Annotated in this window: 23 protein-coding genes and 1 pseudogene; 9 read left to right on the top strand and 15 right to left on the bottom strand. The window is 58.1% G+C overall.

The genetic code is table 11. The annotated features are described in order from the left end of the window. A pseudogene (locus tag ACIP66_RS21465) lies at positions 1–146 on the bottom strand (cytochrome c oxidase subunit II); the annotation flags it as partial. A gap of 369 nt (positions 147–515) precedes the next feature. On the opposite strand from ACIP66_RS21465, the gene ACIP66_RS21470 reads away from it, so the two are divergent. Continuing rightward, positions 516–1166 carry a hypothetical protein gene (locus ACIP66_RS21470; RefSeq protein WP_053125446.1) on the top strand — a complete coding sequence of 217 codons (651 nt, stop codon included), beginning with the start codon at positions 516–518 and terminating at the stop codon, positions 1164–1166. A 125-nt stretch (positions 1167–1291) separates the two neighbouring features. Here the strand turns inward: ACIP66_RS21470 and ACIP66_RS21475 are convergent, their stop codons facing one another. Then, positions 1292–2818, bottom strand: coding sequence for a SulP family inorganic anion transporter (locus tag ACIP66_RS21475; protein WP_400650685.1), 1527 nt, complete (start codon positions 2816–2818; stop codon positions 1292–1294). A 90-nt stretch (positions 2819–2908) separates the two neighbouring features. Then, a complete protein-coding gene (locus tag ACIP66_RS21480) occupies positions 2909–3637 on the bottom strand; it encodes a carbonic anhydrase (RefSeq protein ID WP_053116387.1) in 729 nt (242 codons plus the stop codon). A gap of 498 nt (positions 3638–4135) precedes the next feature. Between ACIP66_RS21480 and ACIP66_RS21485 the strand changes: the two genes are divergently transcribed. Then, complete coding sequence (locus ACIP66_RS21485) at positions 4136–4714, top strand: hypothetical protein (RefSeq protein ID WP_400650688.1); 579 nt, start codon at positions 4136–4138, stop codon at positions 4712–4714. Positions 4715–4799: 85 nt separating this feature from the next. On the opposite strand, the gene ACIP66_RS21490 is transcribed toward ACIP66_RS21485, so the two are convergent. Further along, entirely contained in the window at positions 4800–5858 is a 1059-nt protein-coding gene (locus ACIP66_RS21490) for a PA0069 family radical SAM protein (RefSeq protein ID WP_400650689.1), read from the bottom strand. Positions 5859–6085: 227 nt separating this feature from the next. Here ACIP66_RS21490 and ACIP66_RS21495 point away from each other — a divergent pair, with 227 nt between their 5' ends. Beyond that, the gene (locus tag ACIP66_RS21495) at positions 6086–6388 is read left to right on the top strand and encodes a hypothetical protein (protein WP_400650692.1); all 303 of its coding nucleotides are present in this window, start codon (positions 6086–6088) and stop codon (positions 6386–6388) included. Positions 6389–6538: 150 nt separating this feature from the next. Here the strand turns inward: ACIP66_RS21495 and ACIP66_RS21500 are convergent, their stop codons facing one another. From ACIP66_RS21500 to ACIP66_RS21510, 3 genes are read right to left on the bottom strand one after another with little or no spacing between them, the layout of a single operon-like run. After that, positions 6539–7810: a c-type cytochrome gene (locus ACIP66_RS21500; RefSeq protein ID WP_400650694.1), complete on the bottom strand. Its 1272-nt coding sequence runs from the start codon at positions 7808–7810 to the stop codon at positions 6539–6541. Between the two features lie 12 nt (positions 7811–7822). Then, the gene (locus ACIP66_RS21505) at positions 7823–9607 is read right to left on the bottom strand and encodes a GMC family oxidoreductase (RefSeq protein WP_400650696.1); all 1785 of its coding nucleotides are present in this window, start codon (positions 9605–9607) and stop codon (positions 7823–7825) included. Positions 9608–9609: 2 nt separating this feature from the next. Then, complete coding sequence (locus ACIP66_RS21510) at positions 9610–10356, bottom strand: gluconate 2-dehydrogenase subunit 3 family protein (protein WP_053116393.1); 747 nt, start codon at positions 10354–10356, stop codon at positions 9610–9612. A gap of 309 nt (positions 10357–10665) precedes the next feature. Here ACIP66_RS21510 and ACIP66_RS21515 point away from each other — a divergent pair, with 309 nt between their 5' ends. Continuing rightward, positions 10666–11310 carry a dual specificity protein phosphatase family protein gene (locus tag ACIP66_RS21515; RefSeq protein ID WP_400650699.1) on the top strand — a complete coding sequence of 215 codons (645 nt, stop codon included), beginning with the start codon at positions 10666–10668 and terminating at the stop codon, positions 11308–11310. Here the strand turns inward: ACIP66_RS21515 and ACIP66_RS21520 are convergent. The 3 genes from ACIP66_RS21520 to prlC all read right to left on the bottom strand — a co-directional run bounded on the left by ACIP66_RS21520 (position 11297) and on the right by prlC (position 15799). Further along, entirely contained in the window at positions 11297–13345 is a 2049-nt protein-coding gene (locus ACIP66_RS21520) for a M3 family metallopeptidase (RefSeq protein WP_400650701.1), read from the bottom strand. The two genes, ACIP66_RS21515 and ACIP66_RS21520, sit on opposite strands and share 14 nt — an antisense overlap. Positions 13346–13457: 112 nt before the next feature. Next, entirely contained in the window at positions 13458–13751 is a 294-nt protein-coding gene (locus ACIP66_RS21525) for a YheV family putative zinc ribbon protein (RefSeq protein ID WP_053116396.1), read from the bottom strand. Further along, on the bottom strand, positions 13748–15799 hold the full coding sequence (gene prlC / locus ACIP66_RS21530; protein ID WP_400650704.1) for an oligopeptidase A: 2052 nt from the start codon (positions 15797–15799) through the stop codon (positions 13748–13750). Before prlC ends, ACIP66_RS21525 begins: the two co-directional genes overlap by 4 nt. Positions 15800–15887: 88 nt before the next feature. Between prlC and ACIP66_RS21535 the strand changes: the two genes are divergently transcribed. Then, on the top strand, positions 15888–16433 hold the full coding sequence (locus ACIP66_RS21535) for a gamma carbonic anhydrase family protein (RefSeq protein ID WP_400650707.1): 546 nt from the start codon (positions 15888–15890) through the stop codon (positions 16431–16433). 29 nt (positions 16434–16462) lie between these two features. Beyond that, positions 16463–17113, top strand: a complete 651-nt coding sequence (locus tag ACIP66_RS21540) for an HAD family hydrolase (RefSeq protein ID WP_212545473.1) — start codon at positions 16463–16465, stop codon at positions 17111–17113. A 100-nt stretch (positions 17114–17213) separates the two neighbouring features. Here ACIP66_RS21540 and ACIP66_RS21545 read toward each other — a convergent pair whose 3' ends face one another. Next, positions 17214–18290, bottom strand: coding sequence for an aminopeptidase (locus ACIP66_RS21545; protein WP_400650711.1), 1077 nt, complete (start codon positions 18288–18290; stop codon positions 17214–17216). Between the two features lie 60 nt (positions 18291–18350). Between ACIP66_RS21545 and ACIP66_RS21550 the strand changes: the two genes are divergently transcribed. Together ACIP66_RS21550 and ACIP66_RS21555 are read left to right on the top strand one after the other, a co-directional pair. Further along, complete coding sequence (locus ACIP66_RS21550; protein ID WP_053116402.1) at positions 18351–18773, top strand: hypothetical protein; 423 nt, start codon at positions 18351–18353, stop codon at positions 18771–18773. 40 nt (positions 18774–18813) lie between these two features. Further along, on the top strand, positions 18814–19233 hold the full coding sequence (locus tag ACIP66_RS21555) for a hypothetical protein (RefSeq protein ID WP_008081161.1): 420 nt from the start codon (positions 18814–18816) through the stop codon (positions 19231–19233). Positions 19234–19239: 6 nt separating this feature from the next. Here ACIP66_RS21555 and ACIP66_RS21560 read toward each other — a convergent pair whose 3' ends face one another. Both ACIP66_RS21560 and ACIP66_RS21565 read right to left on the bottom strand, forming a co-directional pair. Next, a complete protein-coding gene (locus ACIP66_RS21560) occupies positions 19240–19479 on the bottom strand; it encodes a DUF1161 domain-containing protein (protein ID WP_008081158.1) in 240 nt (79 codons plus the stop codon). Positions 19480–19738: 259 nt separating this feature from the next. After that, a complete protein-coding gene (locus ACIP66_RS21565) occupies positions 19739–20170 on the bottom strand; it encodes an OsmC family protein (protein WP_053116403.1) in 432 nt (143 codons plus the stop codon). A gap of 243 nt (positions 20171–20413) precedes the next feature. Here ACIP66_RS21565 and ACIP66_RS21570 point away from each other — a divergent pair, with 243 nt between their 5' ends. Beyond that, complete coding sequence (locus ACIP66_RS21570) at positions 20414–21415, top strand: LLM class flavin-dependent oxidoreductase (protein ID WP_282357942.1); 1002 nt, start codon at positions 20414–20416, stop codon at positions 21413–21415. Positions 21416–21572: 157 nt separating this feature from the next. Here ACIP66_RS21570 and ACIP66_RS21575 read toward each other — a convergent pair whose 3' ends face one another. Continuing rightward, positions 21573–21797, bottom strand: coding sequence for a DUF1161 domain-containing protein (locus tag ACIP66_RS21575; protein WP_053116405.1), 225 nt, complete (start codon positions 21795–21797; stop codon positions 21573–21575). Positions 21798–21925: 128 nt separating this feature from the next. Further along, on the bottom strand, positions 21926–22141 hold the full coding sequence (locus tag ACIP66_RS21580; protein WP_159813329.1) for a dodecin: 216 nt from the start codon (positions 22139–22141) through the stop codon (positions 21926–21928). Positions 22142–22148: the final 7 nt, after the last annotated feature.

Here is a 22148-nt window from a genome sequence, read left to right on the forward strand (position 1 = left end):
ATCCAGAAATTGGTCAGGTGCAGGTCGAATACTGCGTGACTGATTTCAGTCGCTCCAGGCGCCATATTCACAGTCCATGCGGCGTGTGCCGGACTGAAAATCGACCACAACAGGAGGCCCATCCAGACGTGTGGATGTCGCATCATTGCGGGTTCCCCTTATCGTTGTTGTTATCCCGCCGGCTTTCGCCTGCGGCAAGGGAGCGGCTGCATCAGACTACGAACTTGAATCGCCGGGCCTTGCTGCGGGTGCAGTCGGGCGTCATCAGCTAACTCCATTCACTGGCGAGTATAGTCAGCGGCTGAGAATTGCAACGTGGCGAGGTAAATGATCTGAAACAGCTGGAACTTGCGTTCAAGGGCACGAATGGAGAAGGATGCAGACGAGTGGTGGCAAATCGATATAACGCAGCTGCATCAAGGATGAAATAATTATGACAAATGCGTCTTAGCAATTTTCGTAAGCCAGCTAACTTATGTCTTCCCTAATTCATTGCCTTGTTCCCTGGAGTTTTCATGAACACCGCCGCATTGCGCGAGCAGATCCAAACAGCCCAACAGCACGAGAAAGACACCGGCCTGCTGACCCGTCAGCTGGAAAGCAAGCTGCCTCATTTACACCCGGCCATTCAACTGCCGGAAGCCGACGCCCAGGGTGTGCTGACGCGTTTTGTCGCCGCCTACATCGATGAAGTGCCAGACCTGCTGGATGCAGCCAATGAAGTCGCCAGGGAAGCGGGAATCGAATCGCAGATCAAACCGGTGCTGAAAATCGCCGAGCAGTATTTCCTCCAGCCACCCGCCATCATGGCCGGGCATGTTGGCCTGGATAGCCTGCTGGATGAAGCCTATCTGGCGCACCGTTTTGTCGAAGAGGTCAACGACCTGTACATCAAGCATTTCGGCCAGCCACTGATCCCCTTGGACATGACGGTCGCCAACTTGATTGCTCACCAATTGATCGGTGAGGAATTTGCCAACCAACTGGACGAAGCGGTGCATCACGCGATCGACGAGATGCTCAACGACGAAAGTTTTGCGCTGGAATCGGTAGAAGCCTACCGCGAAAAACTCAGCAGCCCGGACACCGGCGCCGCGTGGAAACGCTGGCCATGCATGAGCCGCCGATTGGGCGTAGGCCTGGAACTCGACCAGCCCGCCGCCTGATTTCACACGATCCAATGTAGGAGCTGCCGCAGGCTGCGATCTTTTGATCTTGTTTTTAAGAAGATCAAGATCAAAAGATCGCAGCCTGCGGCAGCTCCTACAGGGGTTGAGTTCAACCGGGACATTTAGCCGGCTGCACCGATGCCTGTTGTTGTGCGAATCCGCCCTTCAAGCCTGCGCTTCAAGCCTCGCGACTCGATCAACAGCTTCGAGCCCTTCGCCGCATTCGCCCGGCCCCACTCCTCCAGCAACTCCAGACACGAATGGTCGATGTAGCTCAGGTTATTGAGCGGCACATGCACCGTCGTGCCCTGCGGAATGCTGCCCAGCACCTGCGTCAGCGCCGGCACCTTGAGGAAGGTCGCCGCGCCGACCAGACGCAGCTCCATCTCACCGTCCTGCGGCAGATCGATCAGGCTGATCTTCAACCGCGAGGCCTTGAACGCCAGCTTCAACAACGTCAGACCGAAACCCAGCAGCACACCGGTCAGCAGGTCGGTGAAGATGATCGCCAGCGCCGTCGCGGCATAGGTGAACATCGGCATCCGTCCATATCGACTCAGACCGCGAAAGGCTTTCAGGTCGACCAGTTTGAAACCCGTATACACCAGCACACCGGCCAGACTCGCCACCGGAATGCTTTGCAGCACGCTCGACAACAACAGCACGAACGCCAGCAGCCACAGACCATGGAAAATCGTCGAATAACGTGTGGTCGCACCGGCCTGGACGTTGGCCGAACTGCGCACGATCACCCCGGTCATCGGTAGTGCGCCAACCAGACCGCAGAGCATGTTGCCGACCCCTTGCGCCGACAGTTCACGGTCGAAATCAGATCGCACGCCACTGTGCATGCGATCCACCGCAGCAGCGGACAACAGGGTTTCGGCGCTGGCGATAAAGGCTACGGCGAACGCCGCGATCAACAGCGTCGGATCGGCCAGGCTGAGCAGATCTGTCGGCTTCAACCAGTCGATGGCTTCCGCGAGATTCGCCGGCACCTCAACGCGTTTCACCTGCAAGGCCAGCATCAGGCTGGCACCCGTCGCCAGCCCCACGCCGAGCAGCGCGCCGGGAATAAACCGTAGCGAATGTGGGCGGAATTTTTCCCACAACCACATCACCGCAATCGTCGACAGCCCGAGCAACCCGGCCTGCCAACCGAACGACGGCACGGCCTGCGCCACCGCCGTCGGGAATGCGGCGAGGTTATCCAGCCCGGAAGGTTTCGGTGACGCATCGAGCATCACATGCACCTGTGAGAGCACGATCAATACGCCGATCCCGGCGAGCATGCCGTAGACCACCGCTGGCGCCGTAACTCGAAACCAGCAACCGAGCTTCAGACGCCCAGCGACCAGTTGCAGAAAACCGGCGAGCAACAGAATCGGCCCGAGCATCTCGATGCCGTGCTGGCGCACCAGTTCAAAGACCAACACCGCCAGGCCCGCCGCCGGTCCACTGACCTGCAACGGCGAGCCCGCCAGCCAACCGACCACCAGCCCACCGATGATCCCGGTGATCAAACCCTTTGCCGGCGGCAACCCTGACGCAATCGCAATGCCCATGCACAGCGGCAGAGCGACCAGAAACACAACCACGGAAGCGAGCAGCTCCCGGGGCAACACCGCTTTCAATTGAGCCGCACGCATGGCGATTCTCCCGACGTTTTCTTCAGGCATGGCAAGGCCGGGTCGCTGAATCAGCGACCGGCGTCAAACGACACAGATGTTTAGGAAGATTTAGAAGCGCGCTTTGGGCGTCGCCACCGGAATCGGATGGCTGCCGTCGAGCGGCAGGAAGCGTCCCTGATCCGCGTCGTAAGCTTTGATTTCGCTGGTTTCGATGTCGTAAACCCAGCCATGGATGAACAGATGACCGTTCGCCATGCGCGAGGCTACCGAAGGATGGGTACGCAAGTGCTGCAGTTGGGCGATGACGTTTTCCTCGGTGAGGATCGGCATGCTTTCTTTTTCGTCGGCGCAGTTACAGTTTTCATGCACCATGGTTTTTGCGACTTCAGCGTGACGCAACCAGGCTTTGACCGTCGGCATTTTTTCCAGGCTGTCCGGGTTGAGCACCGCACGCATGGCGCCGCAATCGGAGTGGCCGCAGATGATGATGTGCTGCACGCCGAGTGCCAGTACCGCGTATTCGATCGCGGTGGAAACGCCGCCGTTCATCTGGCCGTAAGGCGGAACCACGTTGCCGACGTTACGGGTCACGAACAGATCGCCGGGCGAACTGTGCGTAATCAGCTCGGGGACGATGCGCGAGTCGGCGCAGGTGATGAACATCGCTTTCGGCGCCTGGGCCGTGGCGAGTTTCTTGAAGAGTTCTTCCTGCTGCGGAAAAATCTCATGATGAAAATGCAAAAAGCCATCTACGATCTGGCGCAGCGCTGCATCGGCGGATTCCGCTTCTGGGGACGGCGCCGACGCAGCCAGCGGCTGTTTATCCTTATCACTCATGATTCATCCTCTTTGACGGATTCAGGGAATCTTCCCCGGTATTCCGGTATGAAGCCAGTGGCTGTTTAAAACTATCGCGGTCATCCAGACCGGTCAGTCACTCGATGAACAAGGTAGCCGCCGAAACTTAACTGAAACTGAATCAACCGCTCTAGAACGTGTGTTCCAGGTCACAAAAAACGTGACTGACAGTTTTCGACGGGGGGATACCAGCCCCTCAAACCTGTGCTAATTGTCGCTAAATCAGTGACGTCTGGCGAGGTAGCAGACAGAAGGTTTGGTGATGCCGCTCTCAGTCGCCTTTTAGCGATCGGGCTACATTGATCCAAGGGCTGTAGCGATGTAATGAATTAGTTGTTAATAACGAAGTTTCGTTGTTGTTGATAAGGGTGTTTATTTTTTGAAATAACTAACTAGTTGCGGTCTGATAGTTTAATTTTTATAGTTTTTCGGTGGGCGCAACTTTCGCGCTCTTATTAAAACTTTCAAGGATTGAAAATGACTACTTCGACTATTTTTGCAACTACCATGAATGCGCTGCGCGAATATCATAAGGCGCACTGTGACCATACGCCTGGGGCACGTCGTCAGGCGCTGGTTAAACCGGTTTATTCGACTTTGTCGACACTGACTGCCCTGAACCCTGAAGAGCAGGCTGCAATTGATGATCTGAAAAACGACTCTCAGCGAAGCGGTACAGTTAGCACTACCGTGATCCAGACCCAGATCACTGCGGATACCGAGGACTTCAAGAAAACCAACGGCGGTGATGACGCCGCTGCCGAATTCCGCAAACGCATGGAGGAGAAACGGGCAAGCCAAAAAGAAGCATCGAATAAACAGATCGACCAAATGTACGATAAGGCCATCGGTATTGGCGAGAAGTATCCTGCTACCCAAGGCGCTATTCTTTCCGTTGCTGACAAGATCATGGCGTTCTTCAGTAACCTGTACAACGAGATTTATTTCTGGATCAGCAATATCGTTGAGAAGTTCGTAGTGTGGGTAAAAAACGCTTGGGAAAATATCAAAAATACTTTCACTACCATCGTCGACTGGATTAAGGGTTGGTTCTAATCAGCTTCTTGCTTAATTAATCAAGTTGTAATTAGTCGCCTGGTCGAGCTTAGGCCCGATCAGGCGTTTTTTTTGCGACGCCCATCTACAACAACGACATTTGTGCGCCCGGCGGGCAAAAAGCTGTGCAATCGAGGTTGTAGCCTTCGCGATGATTGAGGCCAAGCCGTTTGATGGCTTTGGCAAAGCGTTGTGCGAGCAGGTCGGCAAACGGCCCTTCGCCACGCATGCGGGCGCCGAAACGGCTGTCGTAGAGCTCGCCGCCACGGCTCTGGCGGATCAGGCTCAGCACATGTGCAGCGCGTTGCGGGTAGTGCGCGGCCAACCATTCCTCGAACAGCGGCGCCACTTCCAGTGGCAGGCGCAACATCATATAAGCAGCACTTTGTGCACCGGCAGCGTGAGCCTCGTTGAGCAGGTTTTCGATTTCGCTGTCGTTGATCATCGGAATCATCGGCGAACACAGCACGCCGACCGGAATCCCCGCTTCGCGCATCATCCGAATCGCGCGCAAGCGTGCTTTCGGCGCAGCGGCACGCGGTTCGAGGATGCGTTTGAGTTCATCGTCCAGCGTGGTCAGGCTGATCATCACCGCCACCAGCCGCTGCTGCGCCAATTCAGTCAGCAGGTCGAGATCGCGAAGAATCAGCGACCCCTTGGTGACGATGGTCACCGGATGCCGGTAGCGCAGCAGCACTTCGAGGATCTGCCGGGTGATCTTGTGCTCACGTTCGATCGGCTGATACGGATCGGTGTTGGAGCCCAGATTGATCGGCGCACATTGATAACCGCGTTTGCTCAGCTGTTCTTCCAGCACTTGCGCGGCGTTGGTCTTGGCGATCAGCCGAGTTTCGAAATCCAGTCCCGGCGACATGTCCCAATAGGCGTGACTGGGCCGTGCGTAGCAATAAATGCAGCCGTGTTCGCAGCCTCGGTAGGGATTGATCGAGCGATCGAAGGGCAGGTCGGGCGATGTGTTACGGGTGATGATGGTTTTCGCGGTTTCGATCATCACCTCGGTGTTTTGTGTTTCGGGCACTTCCTGATACCAGCCGTCGTCCTCAGCTACCGAACGGCTCGGCGCGAAGCGGTTGTGCGGGTTGGTCGCGGTGCCGCGGCCGCGTGGTGGCATCGAGGTGTTCATGTTCAGATCGCCGTGACTGTATGCACATACAGTATCGCGAACCCAGGCGTGTGAACAGTGCCGCTCGGCGTCCGCATAACGTGATATATAAAACGCTAAGTTAGATACAAGGAAGTCAAGGCTGGTAGTTTGGCGATACATCTTGAGTCTGGTGATTGTTATTGATTGTTGAGTAGTATCCGAGTCGCGTCACTTTTGACGAAAAATTATTATAAAAGGATTTTGATATGGGTTCCCTGAACCGTCGCGGTATCTTTCTACAAAAACTTGGCCCCACTGTGGTCGATCCGAAAGAAGTTCTGGTGCAGATGCATTTCGCTTATGTGAATTCGGGCTGGGATGCTGAGAAGTCCGCAGAAACCTTTCAGCTTGAAGATTCCAGCTTTGTCACGGCGGCGTCTTATGACGGCGGCCATACGTTCAGCATCCGCAATGAAAAAGATGTGGACGGCGACGGCGACATCGATGCTGAAGATCAAGCCAAGTTGCTCGCCCTGGCGAAAGCTTATGCAAGTATCAACACGCCTTGATGACGCGGAACGATGATGCGCTTGAATACATTATCTATCGGTAGTTCTTATATCGATACATCAGCCAATGCCTGCAGCGGTATTGTCAGTCGATAATAAAAAGGCCTGCCGAAGTTCCGGCAGGCCTTTTGCTTGTTACGCTATATATATTTACAGATCATTTTTCGTTTGCTCAGGCTTGCGCAAGTTTTTAACCTCGTCAGGTTTGACGGCTGCGCCCTTGTTACCCCAACTCCCACGAATAAAACTCACCACATCCGCCACTTCCTGATCCGACAAACGCCAGGCGAAACCCGGCATGGTGAAAGTAGAAGGCGCGGTGTGCGTCGCGGGCAGGGTGCCGCCCTTGAGCACGATGTGAATCAGCGAGGTCGGGTCTTCCGATTGCAGCACCGGATTGCCCGCCAGTGCCGGGAACACACGCGTGTAACCGTGGCCGTCAGTGCGGTGGCAGGCCGCGCAGTTGTCGATGTACACCGAAGCACCGCGCTGGCTGTCGTCGCCATTCCACAAGGCTTTGGCGGCTTTCTCGTCGTACTGATGCGGTTGATCGTTTGGATCATTGGCCGGCAGCGACTTGAGATAGCGGGCAATCGCGGTCAGGTCAGCGTCGGACATGTATTGCATGCTGTGGGTGACCACATCGCTCATGCCGCCAAACACCGCGCTGCGATCGCTGCGACCGGTTTTGAGGAACTGCACCAGTTGCTCTTCGCTCCAGCCGCCGAGGCCATCCTTGTGATCGCCGCGCAGGCTCTTGGCGATCCAGCCTTCCAGCGGCGCACTGCCGGCGAGGAAATTACTGCCATCGGCCGCGCTCAAGGATTTTTCCTGCATGGTCAGCGCCCGTGGCGTGTGACAGGCACCGCAATGGCCGAGACCTTCAACCAGATACGCGCCACGGTCGATCACCGGGTCGGTACTCGTTGCTTTGTAGTCCTCGACCTTCGGCGCAAACATCCAGCGCCAGCCCATCAGGGGCCAACGCATGCTCAACGGCCACGGAATGTCGCTGGCCTTGTTCTCCTGCGCGACCGGTTCGACGCCGTGCATAAAGTACGCGTACAGCGCCTGCATGTCGGTTTCGCTGACACGCGCGTAGGACGGATATGGCATCGCCGGGTACAACGTACTACCGTTTTTGGCGACGCCATGGCGCACGGCCTGATCGAAGTCTTCGAGGCTGTATTCACCGACGCCGGTTTTATCCGGGGTGATGTTGGTCGAGTAAATCGTGCCGATCGGCGTTTCCATCGGCAGACCACCGGCGAACGGCTTGCCGCCCTTGGCCGTGTGGCAAGCCACGCAGTCACCGGCGCGGGCGAGGTATTCGCCTTGTTTGATCAAGGCTTGATCAACCTCAGTCGCATGGATCGAGGCGCTGCCGAGCAGGGCCAGGGTCGCGATAACGAAATTCTTCATGGTCATCGCTCCTTAGGCCTGAACCAGCGGGCCGGGGTTTTTCAGGTACTGCTCGCGGATCGCTTTCGCCGACCAGTAGGTCAGTGCAGCCACCAGTCCGGTCGGGTTGTAGCCCAAGCCTTGCGGGAACGCCGAGGCGCCCGGAACGAAGACGTTGTGTACGTCCCAGCTCTGCAAGTAGCGGTTCAGCGCGCTCTTCTTCGGATCGGTGCCCATGATCGCGCCACCGTTGAGGTGGGTGGTCTGGTACGCGGCGGTGTTGAAGTGGTCGCCGACTTTCTTGCCGATCACTGCAATGGCTTTCGGGCCCATCGCTTCGGCGACCTTGCCCATTTTTTCGACCATGAAGCGGTTCATCTTGATGTCGTTTTCCTGCCAGTCGAACGTCATCCGCAGCAGCGGCAAACCGTAGGCATCGCGGTACACCGGGTCGAGATCGAGGTAGTTGCCACGGTAGGACTGATGCGCGCCGTGGGCGTCCATCGACACTTGGTGGGTGTAGTAATCGGCGGTCGCGCGTTTCCATGCACTGCCCCAGGCCGGCGTGCCCGGCGGGTTCGAGGTGCCGGCGATCGGTCGGCTGCCCGCCTGGTTGACCCACATCGGCGAACCGCCGACGAAGCCGTGCGGGCCGTGGTCGAAGTTGTCGGCGTTGAAGTCGTCCAGCGCCACGCCGTTACCGCCGGCGCCGATGAAGTTGTTGGTGTGGGTGTCCTTGTCAAAGAACGCCTTGATGGTCGCCATGTTCTGGTAGGCGAAGTTACGCCCGATCACGCCTTCGCCGGTCTTCGGGTCGTACGGTTTGCCGATGCCGGAGAGCAGCATCAGACGTACGTTGTGCAACTGGAACGCGCCGAGGATCACCAGATCCGCCGGTTGCTCCATTTCGCGACCCTGTGCATCGATGTAGGTGACGCCGGTGGCTTTGCTCTTGGTGCTGTCGAGGTTGATCCGCAGCACGTGAGCGTTGGCGCGCAACTCGAAATTTGGCAGCGGCTTCAGCGCCGGCAAAATGTTCACGTTCGGCGACGCCTTGGAATACATGTAGCAAACATAACCGCTGCAAAAACCGCAGAAGTTGCACGGGCCCATTTGTGCGCCGTAAGGGTTGGTGTACGGCCCCGAGGTATTCGCGGACGGCAGGTTGTAGGGTTTGTAACCGACTTCTGTAGCCGCTTTGCCGAACAGCTGTGCGGAAACCGTATTCTTCTGTGCTTCCAACGGGAACGGGTTGGAGCGATCCGGCGCGTACGGGTTGCCGCCCTTGCCCTGACCGACGAGTTGGCCTTTTACCGTCCAGGCCTGGCCCGAGGTGCCAAAGACTTTTTCGGCGTAATCGAAGAACGGCTCCAGCTCTTCGTAGCTGACGCCGAAGTCCTGAATGGTCATGTCCTTGGGGATAAAGCTTTTGCCGTAGCGCTCTTCGTAATGGCTGCGCATGCGCAACTCGATCGGGTCGACCCGGAAGTGCACACCCGACCAGTGCAGGCCGGCGCCACCAACACCGTTGCCCGGCAGGAACGCGCCCAACTGGCGGTTCGGCAGGGCGATCTCGTTGACGCTGTGGCGGATGGTGACGGTCTCTTTGGAGATGTCCTGAAAGAGTTTTTTCCGCACGCTGTAGGTGAGTTCGTCGATCACCTGTGGATAGTTGCCGTCGGGGTAGGTGTCCTGCATCGGCCCGCGCTCCAGCGCCAGCACATTGAGACCCGCTTCGGTCAGCTCCTTGGCCATGATCGCGCCAGTCCAGCCGAAGCCGATGATGACTGCGTCAACCTTCTTCAATACCGTTGCCATGCTTACGCCCTCTCGCCGCGAATCGACACTGCCGGGAAGGGGTACTGCTCATTGCGTTCCACCCAATCCATGAAATCGGCGCGGGCGCCGGGGAAACCGATCATCGTCCAGCCAACCATGCCTTTATTGCCACCGTGGATCGGGTCGCAGAAGAAGCCTTCCTTGGTGTTTTGCAGCAGCAGGTTGAAGAAAATCTTCGCCGGAACCGCATCGAACTGCGGCTTGCCGGCTTCGAGTTGCTTGAGCAAATCTTCTCGGGTAGCGCTGTCTTGCTCGGCAAATACTTTACCGTTGAGGGATTTTGCCCACTGATCCGTGGCGGCGATGCCGAGGCGATAAATTTCTTTCGGCACCAGTTTGCTCTGCCAGCCCATTTCCGGCGCAGCGTCGGCATTGAACGGGCCTTGCATGTACCAAAGGGCACCGGCGGCGTACGGCGTGTTCATTTGACGGTCGATGTATTCCGGCACACCGGCTTCAAGCGCGCCCGGGCCTTGGGCATCGTTGGGGATCAACTGCGCGACGGCGGCATTGATGAATGCCCATTCTTCGGCGGTGAAATAGCTCGGTTGATACACCTCGGCGTCAGCGCGAGCGGCTGGCGCGGCCGGTGCAGCGGGCGCCGCTTCAGGCGCGGCTTGCAGGACGCTGCTGCCCAGGCTGGTGCCGGCGAGGGTCACGACCGGAATCAGGGTCAGGGATTTGCGCAAAAACTCACGCCGCGGGTTGTCTCGATCTTGATCAGACATGGGAGGTGTACCTCATCAGGCATCAATGGTGGTCAACCGTTTCTGCGAACGGCTTGAGGATTTTTCGTCGCGACGTGGCCGGGAGAAGACCCGGTGAAGGAAAAGCGTCTGCAACATCATGTGACAAATGGTAGCAGGCTAAGCATCGGGATGAACCGATTCAGTGAAAAAAAGCCCGGATTTCTTGGATGAAATCGATGAAACAACGCGGATTCACGTTTCTTTGACAAACGCCTCACGGGGCTTTGACCGCCCAACGACGAAGCTACGGCTCCTATTCCTGAAGAATTCCGACACGGTCAGCTCAGCATGTCCCCAGTGCGTTTGTTTCCTGCTTTGTGTTTATCGCTTGTAGCGCTGTTGTACTGGATGCCGGCTCAGGCTGAGGCCGCCACCCCGGTGCGCCCGACTGAATGGGCGCAACCGGTTGAAGTGCAATACAACCTGTTTCAGATGTCACCGACGCTCTACCGCAGCGCCTTGCCCGATAGTGGCGCGGTGCCGTTGCTGAAAAATCTCAAAGTCGCCACGGTGATTACCTTTTTGCCGGAATCCGACCAGAACTGGCTGTCGGACTCCGACATCAATCAGGTGCAACTGCCTTACCGCACCAACCACGTCGACGATGCTGACGTGCTGAAAACCCTGCGCGCCATTCAGGCTGCCGAAGCCAACGGCCCAGTGTTGCTGCACTGCAAACACGGCTCCGATCGCACCGGTTTGATGGCGGCGATGTACCGTGTGGTTGTGCAAGGCTGGAGCAAAGAAGACGCGCTGAGCGAAATGACCCAAGGCGGATTCGGCGAGAGTGGGCATTTCCGCGACAGCGTGCGCTACGTGATGCAGGCCGATGCTGACAAGCTGCGCACCGCGCTGGCCAATGGTGATTGCAGCACCAGCGCGTTCGCCACGTGCTCTATGAAGAGCTGGTTTCAGTCGGTCAATTTGAAGTGACAGTGGTTGGATCGGGCGCGGTTTCAAACAGCTCCGCGCTGACGGGGCGCCCGAGAAATTTTTCCAGAGCACTCAGCAACGTCGGCGAGTCGCCGGAAAAAAATGCCTCGCGAAACGCCCGACCAGTTTGCGGGTTGAACACGCCGTCGTGCTCGAAGCGTTTGAACGCCTCGGTCGCCAGCACGCCTGACCATTTATAGGCGTACACCGAAGCTTCATAACCGGTGACCAAATAGTCGAAGCTGTTGGCAAACCGGCAGTAGTCCGGCATTTGCAGCTCGGCAAACTGGCGCTGCACCCCATCGAACACCTGCGCAATGCTGCGGCCGTCGCCGTGGCGGTGGTGCAACTCGAAATCGAACAAAGCGCCCATCAGCAACATCCCGGTCGCTCGACTGGATTGCGCGCTCAAAGCCGTGAGCGCGGTGTTCACGCGCGCTTCAGACAGGCGCTCTGCGGTTTGATGATGCGCCGCCAGCCACAAGATAAATTCTCGCGACAAACACCATTGCTCAAACAATTGCCCGGCGAATTCGGCGGTGTCGCGTGGGAACTGGGAAATGCCCGACAGGTTGTGATGCGGCGAGCGCGTCAGCACGTGTTGCAGGCAATGCCCGAATTCATGGAACAGCACCCGCAAATCCTGATGCGACAGCAGGCACGGGTGTTCGGGCGTGGGGGCGGTGAAGTTACTGGACAGCACGGCGATCGGCGTCGACGCCCGACCTTCGGCATCGATTCGCCGATTGCGCACCGTGCCCGTCCAGGCATAGTCCGCAGCATGTTTGCCCGCGTAAGGGTCGAGGTAGATATGCCCGATGACTTGGCCATGTTCGCTGACTTCATACAAGCGGACATGCTCATGCCAGCGATCAAACGTGCGCTGCTCGTGAATCGTGATGCCGAACAAATGTTCGCTGAACCGGCATAACCGCTGCACGGTTGCGTCCAGCGGGAAATACTGCCGCAAGCCTTGCAGCGCGCCGTCCAGTAGCTGCACGCGTAACCGTTCGGCGAGGAATTCCTGATCCCAGGCCTGAATGGTTCCAAAGCCCTGCTGATCGGCGAACGCCTGCAGCGTTTTCGACTCTTGCTCCATCAGCGGTTTGACTTGCGCGACTTGTCGCTGCAGGAAGGCGCTGACTTGCGCGGTGGAGGTGACCATCCGATCGTTGAGGCGCAGTTGCGCGTAGTTATCGAAGCCGAGAATTTCGGCTTTCTCATGCCGCAAGGTCAGCAGCAAACTCAATACCGGCTCGTTATCGAACTGATCCGCCTGCGGACCTTGATCGGATGCGCGGGTCGTCCAGGCAATAAAATATTCCTCGCGCAAAGTGCGGTCGCGCGCATACGTCATGATTTGCTGGCAGGTGTTTTGATCCAGCGTGAGTAGCCAGCCGTCGAGCCCGGCCTGTCTGGCCTTGAGTGCCAGTTGCGCCTGGCTGTGCGGGCTCAGACCGTCGAGCCGCGCGGAGTCGGTGATGTGTTTTGTCCATGCAGCGTTGGCGAGATCGATCTGGCTGGCGAACAGCTGTTCGAGCAGGCCGATGACGCGATTCAATCGGGCGAGTTTCTCCTGTTGCGCCGCCGGTAACTCAACTCCGGACAAGCGCAACCTGCGCAGGATTTTGGCCAGTGACGCTTTGCGTGAAGCATCGAAATGAACGGCGACCGCACTGTCTTCCAAGCGTTGAAACGTACGGAACAACGGCACGCTCGCCAACGTGTCAGTCCGGTATTGCCCGGCGATCTGGCTGCACTGCGCGCTGGCTTTTTCCCACGCGCTATCGGCGGACTTGCCCATCGAAAGGTATTCGATCACCGCCATGGCTTCAGCCAATGTGGCATCGGCTTCATCGACGGCGAGGATCAGATCGTCCCAGTTCGGCTGCTCGGTCTGGCTGGCGATTACTTGTTCAATGATCAGTTGGTTGTTGGCCACAATCGTTGTGATCGCAGGCAGCAGATGTTCAGCGCGCACGGTCGGCCACGGCGGCAGCGTCCAGCGTAGTAACAGCGGATTGGAGTCAGGCATGGCGTCTTCCTTGAGGATGGCTGAAAGAGCCAGCCTAATCAGGAAGCGCGGGGGAAGGGCGGTACATAGTTACCACCTTTCACCGCCAAAACGGTGAAAGGTGGTTTATGCGTCAGTGTTGCTCGTCAGGCTTTTTCTTCAGCTTCGGGTTGGGGAAAAACTGTACGGCTTGCACGGTTTTGTCCGGCGCAGGTTTGCTGATAGCGCTGGTGTTCACCCGCGTGCCCAGTTCTTTCGGCACCGACAGCCCTTGCTCGTTGAGCGTGTCGGAGTAACCGCAAGCCACACATTCACGGTGTGGCACGCTGTCTTCGTTCCACATCATCAACTTGTCCGGCTCGCTGCACGCCGGGCAGACCGCCCCGGCGATAAAGCGTTTTTTGGTAATCACAGGCCCCTCACTCATGCTGCCGCGTCCTCACTCAGGCCGCTGTGGCGCAACAGTGCGTCAATCGACGGCTCACGGCCACGGAAGTCGACGAACAGCACCATCGGTGCCTGCGAACCGCCGCGCGCCAGAATCGCTTCGCGGAAGGCGCGACCGGTTTCTGCGTTGAGCACGCCGTCTTCTTCGAATTTCGAGAAGGCATCGGCCGACAATACTTCAGCCCACTTGTAGCTGTAGTAGCCCGCCGCATAACCGCCGGCGAAGATGTGCGCGAAGCTGTTCGGGAAGCGGTTGTAGGCCGGCGGACGCATCACCGACACCTCGTCGCGGATACCTTCGAGTACCTGTGCAACGCTGCGGCCGTCACCGTGGGTGGCGTGCAGTTCGAAGTCGAACAGCGAGAACTCCAGTTGACGCACCATCATCAGGCCGGACTGGAAGTTTTTCGCCGCGAGCATTTTTTCCAGCAGATCCTGCGGCAGCGGCTCACCGCTTTCGTAGTGACCGGAAATCAGCGCGAGGCCTTCCGGCTCCCAGCACCAGTTTTCCATGAACTGACTTGGCAGCTCGACCGCGTCCCACGCCACACCGTTGATCCCGGAAACACCGGCGTGATCAACGCGGGTCAGCAGGTGATGCAGGCCATGACCGAATTCGTGGAACAGCGTAGTCACTTCATCGTGGGTCAGCAGCGCAGGCTTGCCGCTGTCGGCCGGGGTGAAGTTGCACACCAGATTGGCCACCGGGCTTTGCAGCACGCCGTCGATGGTGCGGCGACGGTCGCGGGCGCCGTCCATCCATGCACCGCCACGCTTGTTGGCGCGGGCGTAGAGGTCGAAGAAGAAGCGGCCGACGTGCTGGCCGTTTTCCTTGATCTCGAACAGGCGAACGTCCGGGTGCCAGGTGTCAAAGCCTTTCTGTTCGGCGATTTCGATGCCGTACAGGCGCTGAACAATGGCGAACAGACCGCCCAGGACTTTATCGATCGGGAAGTAGGCGCGCAGGGTTTCCTGAGCAACGCTGTAGCGTTGTTCGCGAAGTTTTTCACCGTAGAAACCGCTGTCCCAGCTTTGCAGATCGGCGCAGCCCTGTTCGGCGGCGTAAGCGCGCAGCTGTTGCAGATCTTGTGCGGCGAACGGTTTACTGCGCTTGGCCAGATCGCGCAGGAAGCTCAGTACCTGATCGCTGGATTCAGCCATTTTCGTGGCCAGGCTCAGTTCGGAGAAGCTGGCGAAACCCAGCAGCCTAGCCAGTTCCTGACGCAGGTCGAGGATCTCTTCCATCACCGGGCCGTTATCGTTCTGGCCGGCGTTCGGGCCTTGATCCGAGGCGCGGGTGCAGTAGGCGGCGTAGACTTCTTCACGCAGCGCACGGTCTTGCGCGTAGGTCATCACCGCGTAGTAGCTCGGGAATTCCAGGGTGATAAGCCAGCCGTCGAGGCCTTTGGCCTGAGCGGCGGCGGCCATTTGCGCCTTGGCCGAATCGGTCAGGCCGGCAAGGGCGGCTTCGTCGCTGACGTGCTTGATCCACGCCTGAGTGGCGTCGAGCAGTTGATTGGAGAAACGACTGCCCAGCTCGGACAGTTTGCTCTGCACTTCGGCGTAGCGTTTCTGTTCGGCTTCCGGCAGGTCGATACCCGACAGACGGAAGTCACGCAGGGCGTGTTCCAGAATAGTCTTCTGCGCCACGTCGAAACCGGCGGCTTCCGGGCTGTTGGCCAGCGCTTCAAACGCCTGGAACAGTTCGCGGTTCTGGCCCATCTCGGTGGAGTAGGCGCTCAAGGCCGGCAGGCACGACTCGTAGGCTTCGCGCAATTCGGCGCTGTTGCACACGGCGTTGAGGTGGCTAACCGGGCTCCATGCGGCGCCGAGGCGATCATTGAGTTCGTCCATCGCCAACACCAGCCCGGCCCAGGTAGGGTTCTGAACCTGAGTCTTGAGGATTTCGGCGATGGCGGCGCGGTTGTCGGCCAGGATGGTTTCAATGGCTGGCAGGACGTGTTCGGCACGGATCGTGGAGAACGGTGGCAGGTCGTAGGACTGCAGCAGAGGGTTGTTCACGCTCACGGTTGGCACCTTGGCTGGGGAAACATTGCCCCATCTTAATTACAATCGGCATTCACCGCAGCTATCGGCGACAGAGAGAGAAATTATCGTGTCCGTTCGCAAGTACCAGAATCACACCCCCAGCCTGAGCAAAGGCGCGTTTGTCGACCGCTCGGCGGTGGTGATCGGCGATGTGGAAATTGGCGAAGACAGCTCGGTCTGGCCGCTGACCGTGATCCGTGGCGACATGCACCGCATCCGCATCGGTGCGCGCACCAGTGTGCAGGACGGCTGCGTGTTGCACATCACCCACGCCGGCCCGTTCAACCCTGACGGCTTTCCGCTGCTGATCGGCGATGACGTGACCATCGCCCACAAAGTCATGCTGCATGGTTGCAGCGTCGGCAGCCGCGTGTTGATCGGCATGGGCAGCATCGTCATGGACGGCGCGGTGGTTGAAGACGACGTGATCATCGGCGCCGGCAGCCTGGTGCCGCCGGGCAAACGTCTGGAAAGCGGCTTCCTTTATGTCGGTAGCCCGGTAAAACAGATTCGCCCGCTGAGCGACAAGGAACGCGCCTTCTTCACTTACAGCGCGGCCAATTACGTGAAGCTAAAGGATCTGCATCTGGCCGAAGGCTACGACACACTCTGAATCGAATTGGCGACTGCCCAGGAATTCCCATGCATTACCAAACCGTACTGTTCGACCTCGATGGCACCCTCACCGACCCGCGTGAAGGCATCACCCGCTCCATTCAGTTTGCCTTGGCCAAACTTGGCATCGATGAGCCGGATCTGACCAAGCTCGAACACTTCATCGGCCCGCCGCTGTTGCAGGCGTTTATGCAGTTTTACGATTTTGATGAAGCCAAAGCGTGGGAGGCGGTGAATTTCTATCGCGAGCGCTTCAAGGTCACCGGTCTGTATGAAAACCGCGTGTTTGATGGCGTTACACCGTTGCTGGAAACCCTCGGCGGCCAAGGTCGGCAGCTGTATATCGCGACGTCGAAGCCGTGGATATTCGCCCGCGAGATCGCCCGGCACTTTGATTTCGCCCGGCACTTCAAAGTGATTTACGGCAGCGAACTGGATGGCACCCGCACCAATAAGGTTGAGTTGATTGCGCACCTGATGAAAGAAGAGGGGCTGGATCCGGCGAATACGCTGATGATCGGCGACCGTAAGCACGACCTGATTGGCGCACGCAGCAATGGCCTGGATGCGGCGGCGGTCGGTTATGGATTTGGCAGTTTTGAAGAGCTGAATGCCGAGGCGCCGGCTTATCACTTTGAAACGCTGGATGAGTTACATCAGGCGTTTTTGCGGCGCTGATCAGTCAGTCTTCGCGAGCAAGCCCGCTTCCACATTTGGAATGCATTCCTCCTGTGGGAGCGGGCTTGCTCGCGAAAGGGCCGGCCCAGCCAATGCAAAATCAGGATTCCGCCAATGCCTTTAGCGCCGCCTTACGCTCCGCCACCGGCAACCCACCCAACCGCTCAACCTCGGCATAAAACCTCAGCCAATCCCCCCCGACCTGTTTGAACAACACCGAAAACGCCGGCACCCACTGGTCGTACAGCCCAAACGGCAATAACCGCGCATTGTTCAGCGGTGCATTCACCCACGCGTCATAGCGTTTATCCCCAGCCCACTGGCTATCGCGCATCACGCGATAGTCCCGACGAAACTGTTCGAACTCGGCCGCTTTACGTTCGCGCATTTGCTCAGCCGGCAATGGCTGTGCATACAGCTTCTCCAGCCGTGAGCGCACATCCAGCACCAGCTCAATGAATTGATCCCGCTGCTGCAACCGCGAGTCGGTATCCGCCGGCAACCCACGAAACACGCGCCATTGCCGCGTGCCTTCCTGTTCGACGAACGTGGCGAAGGACTCGTTGAACTCGGTGTCGTCCTTCACATAAAAGCGCTGATGCGCCAGTTCATGAAAGATCAGCGTGGCCAGGCGTTCGTCGCCCCAGCCCATCATCGTGTTGATGATCGGGTCGTTGAACCAGCCCAGCGTCGAGTAGGCCTCGACGCCGCCAATCGACACGTCCATGCCCTGCAAGCGCTGGATCGCCGCTTCGCCCCGTGCCGCGCCCTGGCTGTAATAGCCGCGATAAGCCACACACCCGGCAATCGGAAAGCAATGGTTCTGCGGCGTCAGGGAAAACTCCTGAGTGGCGAACACATTCCACACCACGAACGGCCGGCCAATGTCGGCGTACAGGCGATAGCTTTGGTTGTCGGGCAAGTGCAGATGTTCGCTGGCGAAGGCACGAGCCTTTTGCGATTGGCTCAGGTGTGCGCGCAACTTCGCATCGCGGCCCGGGTCGGCAATCACCTCGGCCACTGGCTCGCGCGCCCGCAGCAGTTGCAGCTGCCCGCTGGCCAACTGGCTGTAATAGCTGACGCTGGCGCAACCGTTGAGCAACAAAAACATCACACCCGGAAACAAAATCCGAAAAACGCGATCAAGTAACCCATGGCTTGCAAACGGCCTGATCACAATAAGAAATCCCCCCGGAAAGTCTGCTCGCAAGACTATCCCGCCTTAAGGAGCACCGCTATGCGCATGTTGATGCTGACGGGAGGCCTGCTGACGCTGGCCGGTTGTGCCAATTTCGGAATGCCCGACCCCGACCCTTCTCAAGCCTGGATCGATCTTGATGCCCGGCAACAGGACACGACCCTGCAAGCGCTGAAGGTCGACAGCCAGGCCGCGATTGATAAACGCTATTTTGAAGTCGAGCCCGGCAGCCATGAATTGAAGGTGCGCTATCAGTTCCCGGTAGACGCCAGCAACATCGGCCCTGATGCCGAACCGTTGTGGCGCGATTGCCAGTTGAACGTGAAATTCAAGGATTTCAACGCCGGCCAACGCTATCAGTTGCAGGCGGGCAGTATTGGTTTCCGGCCATGGGCCAAACTTTATGATGAGCAGCGCAAAGTCGTCGGGCAGGGCACACCGGCGGGCTGCCAGAAGACTTGATCGGCGGTATGCTGGCTGTCCTCATCAAAGGACATTGATCATGCGCAGGTTGACGTTGTTGCTGGTAGGAAGTGTGCTTGCCGGCTGTCAGAGCCCGCTGCCAGCGGTCGATCCGCAAATGGCCTGGGTCGACTTTTCGATGCCGACACCCGGCGGCAAAGTGTTGATGGCTGAACGCCTGGATAATCAGCGTCTACGCGATGGGCGTTTTTTCCAGGTCACGCCGGGCAGCCATGAATTGACGGTGCGCTTCGATTTCGAGATTTTCGGCGGTGGTCAGGGCATGGATACCGATCCGCAGGAGCGCCTTTGCTACATGACCGTGCCCTATGACCACTTCGAAGCCGGGCAACGCTACCGGCTCGAAGCACGGTCGCTGGCCTTCACGCCAAGCGCCCGGTTGATCAATCGTCAGGGGCAGATCGTTGCCGAAGAACGGCAGATCAACTGCGTGCCTTAAGCGTTATCAGGAGTCGTTCTTCTGATAGATGATCGCTTTGGTGCCGTTCTCACACGAACCCACGACCATGGCGATATCGTGCTTGGCCGCCTCTTCCTTGCTGACAATTTCCAGCGTGTACGAAGGCACGGCTTTGGCCTGGATCTTGATCTCGATTTCTTTTCTCAGTTCTTCGCAGTCTTTCGGTGCCGCAACAACCGAAGTGGCCAATGCACTGCAGAGGATGGCCAAGCCAATACGTTTCATGAGTGAAGCTCCCTGAGGCAGCGCGCACGGACGTGCGCTGAAGCTGCTGTCACGTATTCGACCATATTTTGGTGAAGCGAGTTCTGACTTTGCGCACAAGATGTACGCACGGTTTCTGATTCGCGGTGATGTTGAGATCGCTATCGCGAGCAGGCTCACTCCTACATTTGATCACCGGCGGACACAATTTCTGTGATCGACCGAAATCCCCTGTAGGAGTGAGCCTGCTCGCGAAAGCGTCAGACCTGCTGACGCAGAATCAGCTGACCAACGTCGCCTCAAGGCTGATCTGCGCATTCAGCACTTTCGACACCGGGCACCCTTCCTTGGCCTTTTTGCTCAGTTCATCAAACTGCGCTTGGGTCGCCCCAGGGATTTTCGCTTTGAGAATCAGCTTCACCGCAGTGATCGCAAACCCGCCGTCCACTTGATCAAGGGTCACTTCAGCCTGAGTATCGATGCTGTCAGCCGTCAGGCCCGCATCGCCGAGAATCATCGAGAACGCCATGGAGAAACAACCGGCATGTGCAGCGCCGATCAGTTCTTCCGGGTTGGTGCCCTTGCCGCCCTCGAAGCGGGCCTTGAAGCCGTAGGGTGCTTCTCTGAGGACACCGGTTTCGGTGGAGATCGAGCCGATGCCGGTTTTCAGATCGCCTGCCCAATGTGCGGATGCTTTCTTCACGATAGCCATGTCTGCCTCCTCAAGATCTGACGCGGAAACGCCGCGTCGTCGTGGTTTTTGCTTGCAAGGCTTCTGAGGATAGACGTCGGAACAAAGTTCAGCCCGTCTGAATCGTTGACTTTTTTAGTAGGAAATATCTTCGCTGCTATTGAAACTCGGGTATATGCCCTCATTGCATGAAACACGCTTATGGATTCGGCAGGATTTCGTTCGCTAAGAAAAACCTGCCGCCTCACTCGGAGACGCAGGTTTATGAAACAACTGTCCGACGTAAAATTTTCCACCCTCGATCTGGTGCCAGTGCGCGAAAACGGCAGCCCGGCGCAAGCGCTGCGCAATTCGCTGGATCTGGCGCAGCACGTCGAGAAATTCGGCTACACAAGGTTTTGGGTGGCGGAACACCACAACATGGACGGCATCGCCAGCTCGGCGACCTCGGTGCTGCTCGGCTATCTGGCCGGCGGTACGTCGACTATTCGCGTCGGCTCCGGCGGCGTGATGCTGCCCAACCATGCGCCGCTGGTGATCGCCGAGCAGTTCGGCACCCTGGAAAGCCTGTACCCGGGACGGATTGATCTGGGTCTGGGCCGTGCGCCTGGTTCCGATCAGATGACCGCGCGTGCGCTGCGCCGCGAGCGTTCAGGCAGCGCTGATGATTTCCCCGAGGACGTCGCCGAACTGGTGCGCTTCCTCGGCCCGCGCACCCCCGATCAACGGGTGATCGCGATGCCGGGCACGGGCACCAATGTGCCGATCTGGTTGCTCGGTTCCAGCCTGTTCAGTGCACAACTGGCCGGTGAGCGCGGTTTGCCGTACGCCTTCGCCTCGCACTTCGCCCCGCGCTTCATGCACGAGGCGATTCGCGTTTATCGCAATCACTTCAAACCGTCGGCAGTGCTCGACAAGCCGTACGTGATGCTCGGTGTGCCATTGGTGGCCGCGGATACCGATGAGCAGGCGGATTATCTGGCGACGTCGGTGTACCAGCGCATTCTGGCGCTGATGCGCGGGCAGAGCCTGGTGCAGCGTCCGCCGGTGAAAACCATGGATGGCCTGTGGTTGCCGCATGAGCGTGAGGCGGTGGGTGATTTCCTTGGGCTGGCGATGGTGGGTGGCCCGCAGAAGATCCGCGCGAAGCTGGAAGTGCTGATTGAGCAGACGCAGGCGGATGAGCTGATTTTTACCAGCGATTTGTATGAGCATGCTGATCGCGTGCATTCGTACGAACTGCTGGCGCAAGTCATGAAAGGATAACGCGCGGCCCCCTGTAGGAGCTGTCGAGTGAAACGAGGCTGCGATCTTTTGATCTAGGTTTTTAGAGCAAGATCAAAAGATCGCAGCGTGCCGCAGCTCCTACATGGGACACAAAAAAGCCGACGCATTCACGTCGGCTTTTGTATTTCACACGCAATCAACCGCGCTTGTAGACGATTTCCTTGGTACCACCTTCGCAGGTGCCAACAACTTTAGCGCCAGCATCTGCGCCCTTGTCGACAATCTCCAGCGAATACCCGGAAGCACCTTTGGCATCAATCTTCGCCGCGATCTCGCTTTTCAGCTCTTCACATGGCTTACCGGCAGCAAACGCACCACCCGCAAGGCTCAACAAACCTACCGCCAACATAAACTTCTTCATCGGTCGCACTCCCTGGTCGGATTGAAAGAGGCGGGCATCGGGTCATCCACCCGATGCGCTCACCCTATAGCGCTTTGCCATTCCTATGGCACTCGGCCAGCGCGCAAGTTCAGAAGACTAGACCAAACTCAGCTGCTGGCAATCTTGAAGCCGACTTTCAGCGTCACCTGAAAGTGCGCAGCCTTACCGTTTTCGATATGACCACGGGTTTCGGTGACTTCAAACCATTCCAGGTTGCGAATGGTCTTGTTGGCTTCGGCAATTGCGTTGTTGATGGCGTCTTCGATGCTAGTGGTCGACGAACCGACCAGCTCTACTTTCTTGTACGTGTGATGGTCACTCATAACGAAC

The organism is Pseudomonas sp. NPDC088429 (genome assembly GCF_044753305.1).
GTDB classification, from domain to species: Bacteria; Pseudomonadota; Gammaproteobacteria; order Pseudomonadales; family Pseudomonadaceae; genus Aquipseudomonas; species Aquipseudomonas rustica.

Bases quoted from the DNA above. Each gene is read 5' to 3' on its own strand.
- ACIP66_RS21470 (WP_053125446.1), top strand. From the start codon at position 516: ATGAACACCGCCGCATTGCGCGAGCAGATCCAAACAGCCCAACAGCAC.
- ACIP66_RS21475 (WP_400650685.1), bottom strand. From the start codon at position 2,818: ATGCGTGCGGCTCAATTGAAAGCGGTGTTGCCCCGGGAGCTGCTCGCT.
- ACIP66_RS21480 (WP_053116387.1), bottom strand. From the start codon at position 3,637: ATGAGTGATAAGGATAAACAGCCGCTGGCTGCGTCGGCGCCGTCCCCA.
- ACIP66_RS21485 (WP_400650688.1), top strand. From the start codon at position 4,136: ATGACTACTTCGACTATTTTTGCAACTACCATGAATGCGCTGCGCGAA.
- ACIP66_RS21490 (WP_400650689.1), bottom strand. From the start codon at position 5,858: ATGAACACCTCGATGCCACCACGCGGCCGCGGCACCGCGACCAACCCG.
- ACIP66_RS21495 (WP_400650692.1), top strand. From the start codon at position 6,086: ATGGGTTCCCTGAACCGTCGCGGTATCTTTCTACAAAAACTTGGCCCC.
- ACIP66_RS21500 (WP_400650694.1), bottom strand. From the start codon at position 7,810: ATGAAGAATTTCGTTATCGCGACCCTGGCCCTGCTCGGCAGCGCCTCG.
- ACIP66_RS21505 (WP_400650696.1), bottom strand. From the start codon at position 9,607: ATGGCAACGGTATTGAAGAAGGTTGACGCAGTCATCATCGGCTTCGGC.
- ACIP66_RS21510 (WP_053116393.1), bottom strand. From the start codon at position 10,356: ATGTCTGATCAAGATCGAGACAACCCGCGGCGTGAGTTTTTGCGCAAA.
- ACIP66_RS21515 (WP_400650699.1), top strand. From the start codon at position 10,666: ATGTCCCCAGTGCGTTTGTTTCCTGCTTTGTGTTTATCGCTTGTAGCG.
- ACIP66_RS21520 (WP_400650701.1), bottom strand. From the start codon at position 13,345: ATGCCTGACTCCAATCCGCTGTTACTACGCTGGACGCTGCCGCCGTGG.
- ACIP66_RS21525 (WP_053116396.1), bottom strand. From the start codon at position 13,751: ATGAGTGAGGGGCCTGTGATTACCAAAAAACGCTTTATCGCCGGGGCG.
- ACIP66_RS21540 (WP_212545473.1), top strand. From the start codon at position 16,463: ATGCATTACCAAACCGTACTGTTCGACCTCGATGGCACCCTCACCGAC.
- ACIP66_RS21550 (WP_053116402.1), top strand. From the start codon at position 18,351: ATGCGCATGTTGATGCTGACGGGAGGCCTGCTGACGCTGGCCGGTTGT.
- ACIP66_RS21555 (WP_008081161.1), top strand. From the start codon at position 18,814: ATGCGCAGGTTGACGTTGTTGCTGGTAGGAAGTGTGCTTGCCGGCTGT.
- ACIP66_RS21560 (WP_008081158.1), bottom strand. From the start codon at position 19,479: ATGAAACGTATTGGCTTGGCCATCCTCTGCAGTGCATTGGCCACTTCG.
- ACIP66_RS21565 (WP_053116403.1), bottom strand. From the start codon at position 20,170: ATGGCTATCGTGAAGAAAGCATCCGCACATTGGGCAGGCGATCTGAAA.
- ACIP66_RS21570 (WP_282357942.1), top strand. From the start codon at position 20,414: ATGAAACAACTGTCCGACGTAAAATTTTCCACCCTCGATCTGGTGCCA.
- ACIP66_RS21575 (WP_053116405.1), bottom strand. From the start codon at position 21,797: ATGAAGAAGTTTATGTTGGCGGTAGGTTTGTTGAGCCTTGCGGGTGGT.
- ACIP66_RS21580 (WP_159813329.1), bottom strand. From the start codon at position 22,141: ATGAGTGACCATCACACGTACAAGAAAGTAGAGCTGGTCGGTTCGTCG.